Origin of the sequence: Pseudovibrio japonicus (assembly GCF_014651595.1) — a bacterium.
Taxonomy (GTDB): Bacteria; Pseudomonadota; Alphaproteobacteria; order Rhizobiales; family Stappiaceae; genus Pseudovibrio; species Pseudovibrio japonicus.
In genome coordinates, this window is the sequence record NZ_BMXE01000002.1 from 167,362 (window position 1) to 181,691 (window position 14,330).

A 14,330-nucleotide genomic window follows, 5' to 3' on the forward strand; every position below is an offset into this window, starting at 1 on the left:
CAAATGAGTATTCCGGATATTGATGTTTTTGCCGGAAGTCGGTAAGCCTGCAGCGTGGTTGACACTTCCTTAACGCCGTCTGGAGCATTATCCTCAACGTTAATTTTGAGGCTGTGTGTCTACTTTTTTATGCCAAGTTTGGTCTGCGTCACCATTTTTGTAAGAAAGTCAGCGTTTTGTTCCGCGCTGCGCTTTAGGAGTTCAGTTGTTGCGTTTTAGGGGAAACCTGATCCTCCGAGTGATAACAAGCCTTGCCTTGTTTCTTGCGGCTACTGTTGTACTGCCGCTGCAAGGTACTGCACAAAAGCTCACGAACATCTCAGTTAAAGTTGAAGATGGCGCGATTGACCCCGAAGATCCGGCGGCAGTTGCTTTGCGCCAGAAGCAGGAGCGTGAGCAAGAACTTCGCGAGCTGAACGAGAACATTTCCATCTCCAAGGAAAAACGCGAAGAAATTCAGCGTTCTATTCGTGCACTGGAGCGGGATGGAGAGAGCCTGAGTGGTGAATTGATCCGCACTGGCGAGCGTATGAAGAAGCTTGAGAACCAGCTGGAAGCCACTGAAGCGCGTTTGGGGCGGCACAGAAAAAACGAGCAATCTGTTCGTGCGTCATTGAATGAACGTAAAGATGTTTTAGCTGAAGTTCTCAGCGCGTTACAACGGATTGGTCACCGTCCGCCACCTGCCATGGTCGTGCGTCCGCAGGATGCTCTTGGCGCGGTGCGCAGTGCGATCTTGCTGAACTCAATCATGCCTGAAGTGCGGATTGAGGCGCAGGCACTGGCAAGTGATCTTGATGAATTGGCCAGGCTTCGATCAAAAATTGAGGCCGAACGCAACCGGGTTCGAAGTGGTGCAATACAGATGGCGGAAGAGCGTCATCGTGTTGAATTGCTTTTAGAAAAGAAGAAGGCAGCACGGAGGGAAAGCCTTGCAGCGCTGGAAGCCGAGAAGGCTCGCGCCAGGGAACTTGCCGAAAAGGCAACCTCTTTGAAAGAGTTGCTTGCTAACCTTGAGAGAGAAGTGGAAAGCAGCCGGCGTGCAGCGGAAGCGGCACGACTTGCGGACATTGAACGGCAAAACCGGATCGCTTCGGGTGATCCATTTGCTGATCCAAGCCGACTAAAACCGGCGGTCGCTTTTCGGGATACGCGCGGGCTTCTGCCTGAGCCTGTCTCCGGAACGCTTTTGCAAGACTATGGAGTTGCTGATGGATTTGGTAACGTAACAACTGGCCAATCCATTGCGACACGCCCGAATGCCCAGGTCACCTCCCCCACTGATGGATGGGTGGTGTATGCAGGGGATTTCCGCTCTTACGGGCAGATGGTAATTGTTAATGCAGGCGGCGGATACCATGTGCTCTTATCCGGTCTGGATGATGTGATGGTGGAGTTAGGGCAGTTTATTCTTGCTGGAGAGCCAATTGCTAAAATGGGTGAAACGCGCCTCGCAAGCGCAAATAACCTTAATTTTAGTTTGGACCAGCCGGTTTTATATGTAGAATTCAGGAAAGACGGCACTGCAATCGACCCCAACCCATGGTGGTCACGCGCCGAAAACGAGAAGGTTCGCGGATGATACGGAAAGCATCGCTTTTGCTGGTTGGCGTGGTCATGGGGGCTACGGCAGTCGTAACATACTCTCAAGCTCCGTTCAGATTTACCGAGCGCGCGTCAGCAGCATCTGCTGATACGTACAATCAGCTCAATCTGTTTGGTGACGTGTTTGAGCGTGTACGCTCGGATTACGTTGAGGAGCCAGCTGACTCCGAGCTAATCGAGACAGCTATCAACGGCATGCTCACAAGTCTTGATCCGCACTCCAGCTATCTGCCGCCCAAGAGCTTCCGCGATATGCAAGTGCAGACTCGCGGTGAGTTTGGTGGCCTTGGCATTGAAGTGACTATGGAAGACGGCCTTGTGAAGGTTGTTGCTCCGATCGATGACACTCCGGCATTCAATGCAGGCGTACAGGCTGGTGATCTGATTACCCATCTTGATGGGGAACAGGTGATGGGTCTTACCCTGAACGAGGCTGTCGAGAAAATGCGCGGACTGGTGAATACCGACATCACCATCACTGTGCGCCGCGAAGGGCTTAATGAGCCAACCGACATCACCATTACCCGTGATGTGATCCGCATTCGCTCTGTTCGCTGGAACCAGGAAGACGATATCGGTTACATCCGCATCACCCAGTTTAACGAACAGACCTTTGACGGGCTGGAAACGGCTGTTGAAGAGCTGACCGACGAGATCGGCGAAGACAACCTGAAGGGCTTTGTGCTGGATCTGCGTAACAACCCGGGTGGTTTGCTGGATCAGGCAATTGCTGTTTCTGACGCGTTCCTGAACCGTGGCGAAATCGTATCCACCCGTGGCCGGAATGCTGAAGAAACCCAGCGCTACAACGCTCGCAATGGTGACCTGACTGAAGGTGCTCCAGTGATCGTTCTGGTGAATGGTGGTTCAGCGTCTGCCTCCGAGATTGTGGCCGGTGCGCTGCAGGATCACCGTCGTGCGACTATTCTTGGCACGCGGTCCTTCGGTAAGGGTTCTGTTCAGACCATCATTCCGCTTGGTGCAAATGGTGCGATTCGCCTGACAACAGCACGCTACTACACGCCTTCCGGCAACTCCATTCAGGCAAAGGGTATCCATCCAGATATCGTCTCCCTGCAGGAACTTCCAGAAGAGCTGAAGGGCCGAGCTGAAACCAAAGGCGAAGCTGGTCTGCGTGGTCACCTTGAGGCCGAAGAAGGCGATGAGGGCTCTGGCAGTCAGGCTTATGTGCCACAGGACAAAGCCGAAGATGTGCAGCTGAACCTGGCAATGGACCTGCTGCGCGGCGAAAAGACTGATACAGCCTTCCCACCAAGTGCAGAGGGCGCTGTAAACGCATCTAAGTAAACGACAGCGCCGCGCGGTTTTTCCGGACCGCTCGGCGCTAACCATTTATTTGCAAGCATGTTCTTCCGCGAAAATCGGTAGCCTCCTACCGGGGATATGCTATAAAGTGGTAATGAGCGCCGCGCTAAACCTTCGTTTGGCGCGGCGGTTCTTTGTGACGAAGGTGGGGGCACCAATGGTTAGGAGCGATTTGACGGCTCCGCTTGGAATGAACAAGCGTCGGGGCATCGGGCGATTACCGCTCGGCCTGATTGGTGTCGCCATCATGACCGTTATTTTCACCACCGGTTTCATCTGGATCAGCATTGTTGACGACCCCAATGGCGGCGAGCCTATGGCAACCATCAAGCTGTCCAGTGCGCTTGACGGTGTCGGGCCAAGTGATATCGAGATTGTTGATCTACCAGACGGGTCTCAACCCAGCGTCATCGCAGCAGAGCAGCTCGACGCCAGCGGCACGTGGCAAGAGAACGATGTTGGGCAAAACAGCGGCGATGGGGTTTCCCGTCCACGTAGCACAGCTTTGGAAAATCCGGCAAGTGGGCCAACCCCGCTGGTCGAGCTTGTGCGGAGTGGTGATCTAACGGGGCTGGATGGTGGCTTTTCCAGCGAGTCGCTTTCGACGGAGCCTGTTGAGCAGCTTCTTGAGCCAAACAAGTTTGGGGCACTCCCAATGATCTCAGCGGAAGGCGTTCGGCCACTTGATGCCTACGCCCGCCGTCCTAATCCTGCGACACTGACACAAGCGCGGATTGCCATCCTGATCAACGGGATCGGACTCAACTCCGACATGACGATGAAGGCGATTGAAGACCTTCCTTCCGATATCTCGTTGGGTCTGTCACCCTATGGGGATGACATCAACAGCTGGATGAAATCTGCACGTCTGTCCGGGCATGAAGTGCTGCTGCAGGCGCCGATGGAGCCCTTTGATTATCCTGATAATGACGCGGGGCCGCAGAGCCTGCTGATCAATCTGGACGAAAAGCAGAATGACGAGCGCCTCTCATGGATCATGGGACAGACCAGCAATTATGTTGGGCTGGTGAATTTCATGGGCGACCGCTTCACCTCAAACGAGACCCACATGCGCGAGCTTCTCAGCAAGGTTCGGGACCGTGGTCTGATGTATGTTGATGACGGGTCTTCCCCACGCTCCAAAGCAGGAAAAATTGCCGGAACGCAGGCGGTGCCCTTTGTGCAGGCTGATCTGGTTCTGGACCGGGACCTGAACGCCCAAGCCATTGGCACACAGTTGCTGGAACTGGAAACAATCGCGCGTCAACGGGGCATTGCGGTTGCGACGGCGACGGCTTTCCCTGTTACACTGGATGCTCTGGAAACCTGGTCCCAGCGGTTGGAAGAACGTGGCCTCTCCCTCGTCCCAATCAGCTCGGCCATCAAGTCCTCACGCTAAACCTTTCTCTATTGGACTAAACATGACTGATTACAGCGCCCTCCCCTTTCGTCCTTGCGTCGGCATTATGCTTATCAATCGGGATGGGCTTGTCTGGGCTGGCAAGCGTTACGGTGACAAGCAGCCAATTCCTGAAGAATTTGCCTGGCAGATGCCGCAGGGAGGTCTGGATAAGGGCGAAGACCCTTTAGAAGCAGCCAAGCGGGAGCTTTTTGAAGAAACCTCGGTGAAGTCCATCAGTTTACTGGCAGAAGCGCCTGACTGGTTCTCCTACGATTTTCCCGAGGAGATTCAGCGTCAGGTTCGCAAGGCGAAGTACCGCGGGCAGACCCAGCGTTGGTTTGCCTTCCGCTTTGAGGGTGATGACAGCGAGATCAATATTCTGACCCCACCAGATGGGCACGCCCAGGAATTTTCTGAGTGGCGCTGGGAGAAAGCAGAGAACCTTGCCGGTCTGGTTATTCCGTTCAAACATCAGGTTTATCTTGATGTGGTCGAGGCGTTTTCCGAGTTTACGGCTTGATCCGGTATTAGCTCTGCGTGCCTATTTGGCGGAGGCGGAGTTGCCGTCTAGCGCTCTCCTCTCATTGCCACAGCAGCATTTCGAATAGGCACTGACCGAAATTCAGGCTTTATGTAAAGAACCTTTTGCGGGCTTCCTGCTCAATGGCGTAGCGGAGTTGCAGGTCTGCCAGCTTCGCCATTTCCTGTTTCCAGTCGGCGGTTCCTTCAGCGGCCTTAACGGCGAGCCGCTGCACCTCTATTTCTTTCTTTAGCTCAATCTCGCGAGGCACTGCTCCTGCGGCGGCCATGATTCTCATGCCTGCTGCTGTATCCAGTGGACCGGGCGCGCGCTCTGGTAGCGGTTTGCCTTCGCCTTCAAGGTTTTCCAACTGCCCTTCCGCCTGTGCTTTCATGATCTGTCGCTCAGCAAGATTTTTAAAGCTCATGACCTGTGCTCATTTTCCTTTGAGATCCTCTGAAAAGCTGTAGGGTAGGAGTAAGAGGAAATCCGGCACTTGTCAATTTAATTGACAATAAGTGCAATTAAAGTAAATAAATCAAATGCCTAAAAAACCTAATTCCAAAGCCGAACTGCTCTATGCGGGTATTCAGATGACACGCCCATTGCTTCGTACGATCAGCAATCGGGTTGAGGCTGATCTTGAAGGGACCGGCCTGACTGTCGGCCAACGTGCTGTACTGGAAGCCGCACTCAACCTAGAGCAGGCAACAGCGCCTCAACTTACTAACTTCCTGCAGCTGAAACGTCAGTTCGTGGCCAAGATTCTCAAAGAATTGCTCGACAAAGAACAAGTGGAGCAAGTGAGCAATCCACGGCACAAACGGTCCGTGTTTTACCGTCTGACACCTCCAGGCAAAGCGCTGATTGAAAAGGTGCGCAAGGCTGAGATGAACCGTCTGGAAGAGTTCGTGAAGGAGTTTTCTGATGAAGAGGTGGAAACCTATTATCGCATGCAGTACGTGTTGAACGACGCTTTGGCAAAGAGGTCTTAAGACTTGCTGGCTTGAAGGTGCGTTGTTGATGGTTGTATGCTGGGATTGGATTGAAATATGAGCAGGTTCTGGAGCCCGATTGTCCAAAAACTGGAACCTTATACGCCGGGCGAACAGCCCAAACGCCCACCGGTCATCAAGCTAAACACCAACGAGAACCCGTGGGGGCCGTCTCCGCGTGTATTAAAGGCAATCGTCTCGGCCTCAGACGAGGCGCTACGCCTTTATCCGGATCCGACTGCCACAGATCTTAGGGAGGGAATTGCTTCTTCCCTGAATCTTACGAGCGACCATATCTTTGCAGGCAATGGCAGCGATGAAGTGCTGGCCCATGCGTTCCATGCCTTTTTCAGCGGCAAGGATGCTGTCCTGTTTCCAGAAATCACCTACGCCTTCTACCCAACCTATTGTAAGCTTTACTCTATCAAACACCAGCTCATTCCGCTGGATGACAACTTTCACCTCAATCCCGATGATTTTCGCAGGGCTTGTGGTGGTATTGTGCTTGCAAACCCAAACGCACCGACCGGACTGGCGATGCCGCTGGACGACATTGAAGCAATCCTCAAAGCAAACCCCAATGTGGTCGTTTTGGTTGATGAGGCTTATATTGATTTTGGCGGCGCAAGTGCCGTGCAGCTGGTGCCGGACTACGATAATCTGCTGGTCGTTCAGACCTTCTCAAAGTCTCGCAGCCTTGCGGGTGTGCGGGTCGGCTTTGCTGTCGCCCAACCTCATTTGATTGAGGGCCTACAGAGGGTCAAGGACAGCTTCAACTCCTACCCACTTGGACGGCTTTCCCTTGCTGCGGGGCTTGCAGCGTGGGAAGACACAGAGTGGTTTGAAAAGACGCGCGATATGATTATTGCCGATCGCGAGAAACTCTCAGCCAGCCTGCGGGCACTGGATTTTACGGTGCTGCCCTCTTCTGCAAACTTTATTTTTGTCTCTCACGAGAGCATTCCGGCAGAACATTTGCATTCAGAGCTGCGAAAACGCGGCATTCTGGTGCGCCACTTTCCGGCCAAACGGATCGACAACTGGCTGCGCATTTCCATCGGCACCACACAGGAGTGCGAGGCATTGGTGAAAGCGCTGGAGGTAATGATCGCGAGATAATTAGCGGCAGCCAAACAGGTGTCGCGATACCTCTTCTGTTAAAACTTCACGTCCTCCGAAAAACTCTCAAACCGATGCACCATAGGAAGATGTTTCCTGCTCCCATTCGGCTTTCACCAGTTCGCTTTGTTCGTTGGTGAGTGAGGCTGATTTATGTGTTTCGAAGTCGGCAGCGGAGACGAGTTGGGCTGTGGCCCAGACGGCTGTTGCGCGGACGGTTTCGTCTTCGTCTTGCAGGTGCTCTAGAACAATCGGAATGAGATTTTCTTCGCCACTGTTTCCGGCTGCGATGAGGCAGTTGCGGATGAAGCGGTTGCGACCAATTCGTTTGACTGGCGAGCCTGAGAAGAACTTGCGGAAGGTTGGATCATCCAACTGCAACAGGTCGGAAAGGGCAGGTTCCATGAGGTCTTCGCGGGCCTGCAGCTTCGCTTCGCTGGCAGACTGGGCGAACTTGTTCCATGGGCAAACGGAAAGGCAATCATCGCAGCCATAAATGCGATTACCGATGGGCTTGCGGAACTCCAGCGGGATTGGGCCATGGTGTTCGATGGTCAGGTAAGAGATGCAGCGGTTGGCGTCGACCTGATAGGGCGCAGGGAAGGCCGAGGTTGGGCAGATTGTGAGGCAACGGGTGCAGTTGCCGCAGTGGTCCACTTCCGACTCATCCAGCGGTAAATCCAGCGTTGAGAAGATTGAGCCTAGGAAGAACCATGAACCCAGTTCCCTAGACACAATGTTGGAGTGCTTGCCCTGCCAACCGAGCCCAGCCGAATGAGCCAGAGGCTTTTCCATAACCGGGGCGGTGTCCACAAACACCTTTACGTCACCGCCACCTTTGGAAACCAACAGACTGGCCAGTTCCTTCAGCTTGCCCTTCATGATGTCATGGTAATCGCGGTTGCGGGCGTAGACGGAGATATGGGCCTTATCCGGTTTGTTCCGCATTTCCATAGGGTCAACGTCCGGACCGTAGTTCATCGCCAGCATTATGATTGAGCGGGCTTCTGGCCAGAGCTCCAGCGGGCTGGAGCGTCTGACTTCGGTTTCCGGCATCCACTCCATCGTGGCGTGGTAGCCTTGTTCGATGAAGTGGTGCAGGCGTTCTGGCGCAAGCGGGATCGCATCTGCGGTGGTGATGCGGATGTCATCGAACCCGATTGCGCGCGCACGTTTTATGAGGTCTGCTTTTACACGTGCAGCCTGCTTTTCTGTCAGCTGTGTGTCTGAATGGGGTTTTAGAAGTCGAGATCCGCGTAGGTCTTCGCTGCTGGCATGCCGAGCATCTTGTCCGCCAGAATTGGGCGGAAGCTCGGACGAGATTTCATCCGTGCGTACCAGCTCTTTACGTTTTCGTCCTCGGACCATGGAACTTCACCAAGATAGTCTGCACAGGAGAGAAGACTTGCTGCGGCCAGATCAGCGAAGGTAAGCCGATCTCCCGCCAACCACTTTCGTGTGGCTGCAAGGTATCCGATGTAGCGCATGTGGCTTACCATATTGATCCGAGCGACCCGAAGGCTGCTGGAGTCAGGCTGTCCGCCACCTTGGCTATCCGGCATCTCCTGTTTGAAAATGCGTTCTTGCACAATGTAGCCAATAACCTCAGCGAGGAATTTTTGCAAAAACCAAGCGACGAGACGACGTGTTTCTGCACGGGCTTCAGGATGATCCGGGAGTAATCGGTTATTTGGAATCGCATATCCACGAGTTTCATCCAAATATTCCATGATAACGGTGGCACCGCACACAGCAGGGCCATCATTCTCCTTCAGAACGGGAAGCGTTCCTGCGGGGTTCATCATTAAGAAATCATGACGACGTGCCCAAGGGTACTCCGTCTGACATTCGAACGGAGTTCCATATTCTCCTAGCGCCAGACGTACAAAGCGCGATTCAGGAGAGAAAGGGTGATGATAGAGCTTGAGCATTGTTCTGATTTATGAGCAAACCTGTAACCAAAAGGTTGCTATATAAATGTAATTTGTCTCAAAAGAGTCTTGGGGCCGTAAACCATACGAAAACACGGGGACAACCTCGCCATAAACGACTGGGGAAATTCGTGGAGACCAACGTTTAATGACAACTGAAAGTATTGTCGGCGCTCTTGTGCTCGGCATTATTGAGGGACTAACGGAATTTATTCCAGTTTCCTCAACTGGGCATCTGCTGCTGATCGGGCATTTCATCGGGTTTAAAAGTGAAGGACGCGCCTTTGAGGTGATGATCCAACTTGGGGCGATTGCCGCGATCCTGAGTGTTTACTTCGCACGCCTTACACGGATTGCGCGTGCATTGCCTACAAGTGCTAAAGCACGGCATTTCACTATCGGGGTTTTGCTTGCCTTCCTGCCTGCTGCAGCTATTGGTGCGCTGTCCTATGAATTCATCAAGGCAGTGTTGTTCGAAACCCCCGTCCTCGTCTGCGTGACGCTGATTTTTGGCGGCATCATCATGCTGCTGGTTGACAAAATGCCGTTAGAGGCACGCTACACGAGTGTGGAAGAATACCCGATGTCGCTGTACATCAAGATCGGCTTTGCACAATGCATGGCAATGATCCCGGGTGTGTCACGCAGTGGAGCTACGATTGTATCGGCTTTGCTGATGGGCACAGACAAACGCTCAGCGGCGGAGTTTTCCTTCTTCCTTGCCATGCCCACAATGGTTGGGGCATTTGTGTTTGATTTTATGAAGAACAAGGATGCACTGGGCCAGGATGAGTGGACCCTGATTATCATCGGGCTGATTTCTTCGTTCATTGCTGGCGTTTTTGTAGTGCGCACTTTGCTGGATTATGTCTCCAGGCATGGGTTTGCCCTGTTTGGCTGGTGGCGCATCATCGTCGGTGGGATTGGGCTGCTGGGTCTCATCCTCACACAGAGCTGATCCGGCACTGTCTGGATTATCAATCAAGCGTCGCAAAACTGCGGCGCTTTTTTATTGTAATCAGATAAAAAACCCCGCCAGAAGCAGGGTCTTGTCTGCTGAAGCTCTAAGATTTTGCTGGCCGTTTTGCATCGTATTGGCCATGGGGGCGGAACTTGTCGAGATATGTTGGCAGGATTGCCTCCATGGAGTGCGGCTCAATTCCAAGCCCCTCAAAGGTCCGTTTGTCTGACTGAGCGTCCTTGCTCACCACATTGTCGTTCTTGAGCATGTTGACCTGATCGACGGTCAGCATTGGTTTTGGCATCATCTGCATAAACCTTGCCTGCATGCGTGCAATTGGGAACGGCAGGTTGATGAGAAAGCGCTTGCGATGGGTGATCTTCATCATCAGCTGCAAACACTCTTTGAAGGTGGCAACCTCAGGTCCGCCAAGCTCATAGATTTTGCCAGCTTCCACCTTATTCTCGGCAGCGTTTGCGATTGCGAGCGCAACATCGCCGACGTAAACGGGCTGGAATTTCGTATGCCCACCGCCAATCAGAGGGAGTGTTGGGAACATCTGCGCCATACCACCGAAGCGGTTGAAGAAGTCGTCTTCTGGGCCGAACACAATGGATGGGCGGAAAATGACGGCATTTGGCATGGCATCCAGAACAGCCTTTTCACCAGCAGCTTTTGTTTTTGCATAAACAGCCGGACTGTTTTCATCTGCACCGATCGCAGAGATGTGCACCAGGGTATCGATGCCCTGCTCTTTACAGACTTCAGCGACTGTCGCCGGGCCCTTGGCCTGAACACTGTCAAACTTCTGGGCACCGCTCTCGTAAAGAATACCCACAAGGTTGATGACTGCGCACGCACCTTCCATAGCGCGTTCGACAGATTTTTTGTTTCGCACGCTTGCAGCCACAGGCATGATTTGCCCAACAGCTCCAAGTGGCTGCAAGTGTTCTGCAAGTTCAGGATGGCGAACAGCAGCACGGACGCTATATCCACGCTCTGCTAAGATCCTGATGACGTGACGACCAATAAATCCTGATCCGCCGAAAACGGTGATAAGTTTCCCGTTAAGCGCTTGCGCCATTTTCATCCACCTTTGCCAAGTTTTTTCGGGTAGCCGTATTAGTGCGCATAACCCTCAAAAAAGCTATAATTCATGGGATGTTAATAGGCCCAAGTTTTAGGGTTGTGAAGGCTCTCTGTGGAGAAATTAAAAGTCTTTGCAAATGTGTGATTGACAATCCCAGCCCAGATCACTAGAACCCAGCCTCACAGAGCGGCGCTGCCAAGCAGCAACCCTCTGAAAGAAAAAGATGATATGCCCAGATGGCGGAATTGGTAGACGCGCTAGCTTCAGGTGCTAGTGCCCGCAAGGGCGTGGAGGTTCGAGTCCTCTTCTGGGCACCATCTTTTCTTCACAAAGCTCTCCCAAAAAATTAAGAGTAACTTGACCGTTTGGTGTAGAAGAGACAAAACACGTCTCATCACCCAATGGCGCTTATTCTTCGAGAGCAACAATGACCATCAGATATCACAAGAACGATCTTCCAGACCTTTCCAACTACGCTTCAGCTGAGGCTGTTGCGGTAGACACCGAAACTTTGGGTCTGAATCCACACCGGGATCGGTTGTGCGTGGTGCAGCTTTCTGCTGGCGACGGTTCTGCCGATGTGGTCCAGATTGAGCGTGGGCAGCTGGTCGCCCCCAATCTGCAAACGCTATTTGAAGACCCGAGCAAGCCGAAAATTTTTCACTTTGCCCGCTTTGATGTTGCCATATTGAAGGAGTATTTGGACATTTCCGTTACTCCGGTGTGGTGCACAAAGATTGCTTCAAAGCTCGTGCGCACCTACACGGATCGACACGGATTGAAAGATCTTTGCCGAGAGTTAATTGGCGTTGACCTTTCCAAGCAGCAGCAGAGCTCCGATTGGGCCGCTGAAAAGCTGACAGATGCTCAGCTGGCCTACGCTGCATCAGATGTTCTGCATCTGCACAAGCTCAAAGCACGCCTTGAATTCATGTTAGAGCGTGAAGAGCGCACCGAAATTGCGCAAAGGTGCTTCGAATTTCTGCCGACACGTGCACAATTGGACCTTGCCGGATGGCCTGAGAACGATATTTTCGCACATTCTTAAGCGAAACTTTGAGTTTTCTACCAGTATTTGCGGTTTATTGTGCTTCAGCAATTGGATTTTGTTGAAGCACACCCATTTAGGCAGCTAGTGTGTACTTACCGCTTCCTTTCAGGTGCTACCTGAAATCTGCGTATCCACGGAAGCGCTTTGTGCCTGTAGAATACTGGTCACTCCTTGTGAGAGAAGAGACCGGAAATGGCAACCGGATAGCGATTCGCTATGAGCGTCGCTTCCAGAATGTTCCAGGATAACGAATGACTACAATGGAGAACATGCCCAGGGAGTTTGCGGAGCACCCGCAAACGCGACTTGATAAGGCGCGCAAGTCTGCTCGCCGCCACTCAATACTCGTGCGTCTCCTTCGCTTCACACTCCCGGTCTTGGGCGTGCTGATTGCGCTCGGTGTGATTGGTATGGTCGTTCTCCAGAACCTTCTTTCAGGACTGAGCATTGGGGATATCAGCCTGACGACTGAAGGTCTGGTCATGTCTAACCCGCACCTTTCGGGCAATGACGGTGATCGCTCCTACAGCGTGCAGGCGGACCGGGCCATTCAGCGCATTACAAATCCACAAGTCATTGACCTAGAGAATATTGTGGCCGCAATCACGACAGCTCCGGGGGAAACTCTGAATGTCACGTCCCGAAACGGCACGTTTGATACGGAGATGGAAACCCTGAAACTGACAAATGGGATTACGGCTTCCCACAGCAAAGGTTATAGAGCAGAGTTTGAGTATCTCGATATCAATATGAAAACAGGTACAATGCTGACCAATGATGCGGTTGATGTCACTTCCGATGGTGGCTATATCGATGCTGGATCTATGGAATTTGATCAGAGAAACAATGTTTTGAATTTTCGTCAGGGCGTGAAGATGAAGCTCTTGCCCTGGGCACTGGAGAACGGTCAATGATTAATCGGATAAGGATACTCTCTCTTTCTTGTCTTTTGGCGCTCGGGCTGGCAGGCACTGCTCATGCGCAAACGTTCTCCGATTCTTTTGCCGGATTTGGTTCTGACAGCGATGAGCCTATCGAAATTGAAGCGACAAACCTCCAGGTACGAGATGAAGACAAAAGCGCGATCTTCTCTGGAAACGTTGTCGTCATTCAAGGCGATGCGAAACTAGAAACCGAGCGCCTGATCGTATTTTACGAAGGCTCCATGGCCAATGGAACTGCGGATGGCGAACCGGTTCAGCAGTCCATTTCCCGCCTTGAAGCAAAAGGCAACGTTCTGATTTCCTCCAGAGATCAGGTTGCAACTGGTGACGATGCCAGCTTTGATATGAATGAGCAACTTGTTGTGATGACCGGTGAGCGTGTTGTGTTGAGTCAGGGCCCAAATGTTATTGTAGGCAATCGTCTTGTGATTAATCTGGAGACTGGCAGAGCGAATTTGGATTCCAGTGCACCTGGCAGTAACACGGGTCGCGTACGGATGCTTTTGCAGCCAAACAGCCTTGAAAATGAGAACTAAACAAAATAGGCGACGCCATTGAGTGCACACCCAATTGATCCTCAGATCCCGGCACATCATCCAGAAAACATCAAGCACGCTGCTCCGTCAGAAGCGGTGTTGGAAGTTGATAGTATCGGCAAGAGTTATGGACGACGTCAGGTCGTCAAGCACGTTAGCCTGAATGTCAGGCGTGGTGAAGCCGTTGGTCTCTTAGGGCCAAACGGAGCTGGTAAGACCACCTGCTTTTACATGATCACCGGACTTATCCGCCCGGATCATGGCGCAATTCGTCTCGACAACTTCGATATGACGCAGTTGCCCATGTACCGTCGTGCGCGTCTGGGCGTTGGTTATCTTCCTCAGGAAGCTTCTATCTTCCGCGGCCTTTCCGTTGAAGACAACATCCGCGCCGTGCTGGAAGTGGTGGAGCCGAACAAAAAACGCCGTGAGGAGGATCTGAATTCTCTTCTGGCCGAGTTCGGAGTGACCCACCTTCGCAAATCACCAAGTATTGCGCTCAGTGGTGGTGAACGCCGCCGTGTTGAGATTGCACGTGCGCTGGCAACGCGCCCATCTTTCATGCTGCTTGATGAACCATTTGCAGGTATTGACCCGATTGCAGTGGGCGATATTCAACAGCTTGTACGCCATCTGACCCAGCGGGGCATTGGCGTTCTGATTACCGACCACAACGTTCGCGAAACACTGGGGCTGATTGACCGCGCTTATATTATTGCGGCTGGTGAAGTGTTGACGGAAGGCAAGCCGCATCAGATTGTTGCTGATCCGGATGTACGGCGCTTGTATCTCGGGGAACAGTTCACTCTTTGATTTTCAACCTATGCCGAATTGCGTAGAAGGGTGTTGC

15 protein-coding genes and 1 tRNA gene are annotated in these 14,330 nt (G+C 52.6%); 12 read left to right on the forward strand and 4 right to left on the reverse strand.

The window, feature by feature from the left end; all coding sequences use genetic code 11:
- Positions 1-205 precede the first annotated feature (205 nt).
- The 4 genes from IE076_RS05515 to IE076_RS05530 all read left to right on the forward strand — a co-directional run bounded on the left by IE076_RS05515 (position 206) and on the right by IE076_RS05530 (position 4,853).
- The gene (locus IE076_RS05515) at positions 206-1,582 is read left to right on the forward strand and encodes a murein hydrolase activator EnvC family protein (RefSeq protein WP_209008886.1); all 1,377 of its coding nucleotides are present in this window, start codon (positions 206-208) and stop codon (positions 1,580-1,582) included.
- The gene (locus IE076_RS05520; RefSeq protein ID WP_189435788.1) at positions 1,579-2,913 is read left to right on the forward strand and encodes a S41 family peptidase; all 1,335 of its coding nucleotides are present in this window, start codon (positions 1,579-1,581) and stop codon (positions 2,911-2,913) included. Before IE076_RS05515 ends, IE076_RS05520 begins: the two co-directional genes overlap by 4 nt.
- Before the next feature lie 175 nt (positions 2,914-3,088).
- On the forward strand, positions 3,089-4,330 hold the full coding sequence (locus IE076_RS05525; RefSeq protein ID WP_209008887.1) for a divergent polysaccharide deacetylase family protein: 1,242 nt from the start codon (positions 3,089-3,091) through the stop codon (positions 4,328-4,330).
- Between the two features lie 22 nt (positions 4,331-4,352).
- The gene (locus tag IE076_RS05530) at positions 4,353-4,853 is read left to right on the forward strand and encodes an RNA pyrophosphohydrolase (RefSeq protein ID WP_189435789.1); all 501 of its coding nucleotides are present in this window, start codon (positions 4,353-4,355) and stop codon (positions 4,851-4,853) included.
- 109 nt (positions 4,854-4,962) lie between these two features.
- Here the strand turns inward: IE076_RS05530 and IE076_RS05535 are convergent, their stop codons facing one another.
- Positions 4,963-5,280: a DnaJ family domain-containing protein gene (locus IE076_RS05535; protein ID WP_189435790.1), complete on the reverse strand. Its 318-nt coding sequence runs from the start codon at positions 5,278-5,280 to the stop codon at positions 4,963-4,965.
- Positions 5,281-5,395: 115 nt separating this feature from the next.
- Here IE076_RS05535 and IE076_RS05540 point away from each other — a divergent pair, with 115 nt between their 5' ends.
- Together IE076_RS05540 and hisC are read left to right on the forward strand one after the other, a co-directional pair.
- A complete protein-coding gene (locus IE076_RS05540) occupies positions 5,396-5,848 on the forward strand; it encodes a MarR family winged helix-turn-helix transcriptional regulator (protein ID WP_189435791.1) in 453 nt (150 codons plus the stop codon).
- Positions 5,849-5,905: 57 nt separating this feature from the next.
- Positions 5,906-6,967 carry a histidinol-phosphate transaminase gene (gene hisC, locus IE076_RS05545; RefSeq protein ID WP_189435792.1) on the forward strand — a complete coding sequence of 354 codons (1,062 nt, stop codon included), beginning with the start codon at positions 5,906-5,908 and terminating at the stop codon, positions 6,965-6,967.
- 66 nt (positions 6,968-7,033) lie between these two features.
- On the opposite strand, the gene queG is transcribed toward hisC, so the two are convergent.
- Positions 7,034-8,185 carry a tRNA epoxyqueuosine(34) reductase QueG gene (gene queG, locus IE076_RS05550; protein ID WP_189436336.1) on the reverse strand — a complete coding sequence of 384 codons (1,152 nt, stop codon included), beginning with the start codon at positions 8,183-8,185 and terminating at the stop codon, positions 7,034-7,036.
- Positions 8,186-8,205: 20 nt separating this feature from the next.
- The gene (locus IE076_RS05555) at positions 8,206-8,898 is read right to left on the reverse strand and encodes a glutathione S-transferase family protein (protein ID WP_189435793.1); all 693 of its coding nucleotides are present in this window, start codon (positions 8,896-8,898) and stop codon (positions 8,206-8,208) included.
- A gap of 148 nt (positions 8,899-9,046) precedes the next feature.
- Here IE076_RS05555 and IE076_RS05560 point away from each other — a divergent pair, with 148 nt between their 5' ends.
- Positions 9,047-9,856, forward strand: coding sequence for an undecaprenyl-diphosphate phosphatase (locus IE076_RS05560; protein WP_189435794.1), 810 nt, complete (start codon positions 9,047-9,049; stop codon positions 9,854-9,856).
- A gap of 106 nt (positions 9,857-9,962) precedes the next feature.
- Here the strand turns inward: IE076_RS05560 and IE076_RS05565 are convergent, their stop codons facing one another.
- Positions 9,963-10,949 carry a complex I NDUFA9 subunit family protein gene (locus tag IE076_RS05565; RefSeq protein WP_189435795.1) on the reverse strand — a complete coding sequence of 329 codons (987 nt, stop codon included), beginning with the start codon at positions 10,947-10,949 and terminating at the stop codon, positions 9,963-9,965.
- Between the two features lie 230 nt (positions 10,950-11,179).
- Here IE076_RS05565 and IE076_RS05570 point away from each other — a divergent pair.
- From IE076_RS05570 to lptB, 5 genes are all read left to right on the forward strand, one after another.
- Positions 11,180-11,266: transfer RNA gene (locus IE076_RS05570), tRNA-Leu, on the forward strand.
- Between the two features lie 110 nt (positions 11,267-11,376).
- Positions 11,377-11,997 carry a ribonuclease D gene (locus IE076_RS05575; protein WP_189435796.1) on the forward strand — a complete coding sequence of 207 codons (621 nt, stop codon included), beginning with the start codon at positions 11,377-11,379 and terminating at the stop codon, positions 11,995-11,997.
- A gap of 254 nt (positions 11,998-12,251) precedes the next feature.
- Positions 12,252-12,914 (forward strand): LPS export ABC transporter periplasmic protein LptC, encoded by a 663-nt coding sequence (gene lptC / locus IE076_RS05580; RefSeq protein WP_209008889.1) that lies wholly within the window; start codon positions 12,252-12,254, stop codon positions 12,912-12,914.
- Positions 12,911-13,480, forward strand: coding sequence for an LptA/OstA family protein (locus IE076_RS05585; protein ID WP_189435797.1), 570 nt, complete (start codon positions 12,911-12,913; stop codon positions 13,478-13,480). The genes lptC and IE076_RS05585 overlap by 4 nt, the downstream gene beginning before the upstream one ends.
- A 45-nt stretch (positions 13,481-13,525) precedes the next feature.
- Positions 13,526-14,293, forward strand: a complete 768-nt coding sequence (gene lptB, locus IE076_RS05590; RefSeq protein WP_371871476.1) for an LPS export ABC transporter ATP-binding protein — start codon at positions 13,526-13,528, stop codon at positions 14,291-14,293.
- The last annotated feature ends 37 nt before the right edge of the window (positions 14,294-14,330 follow it).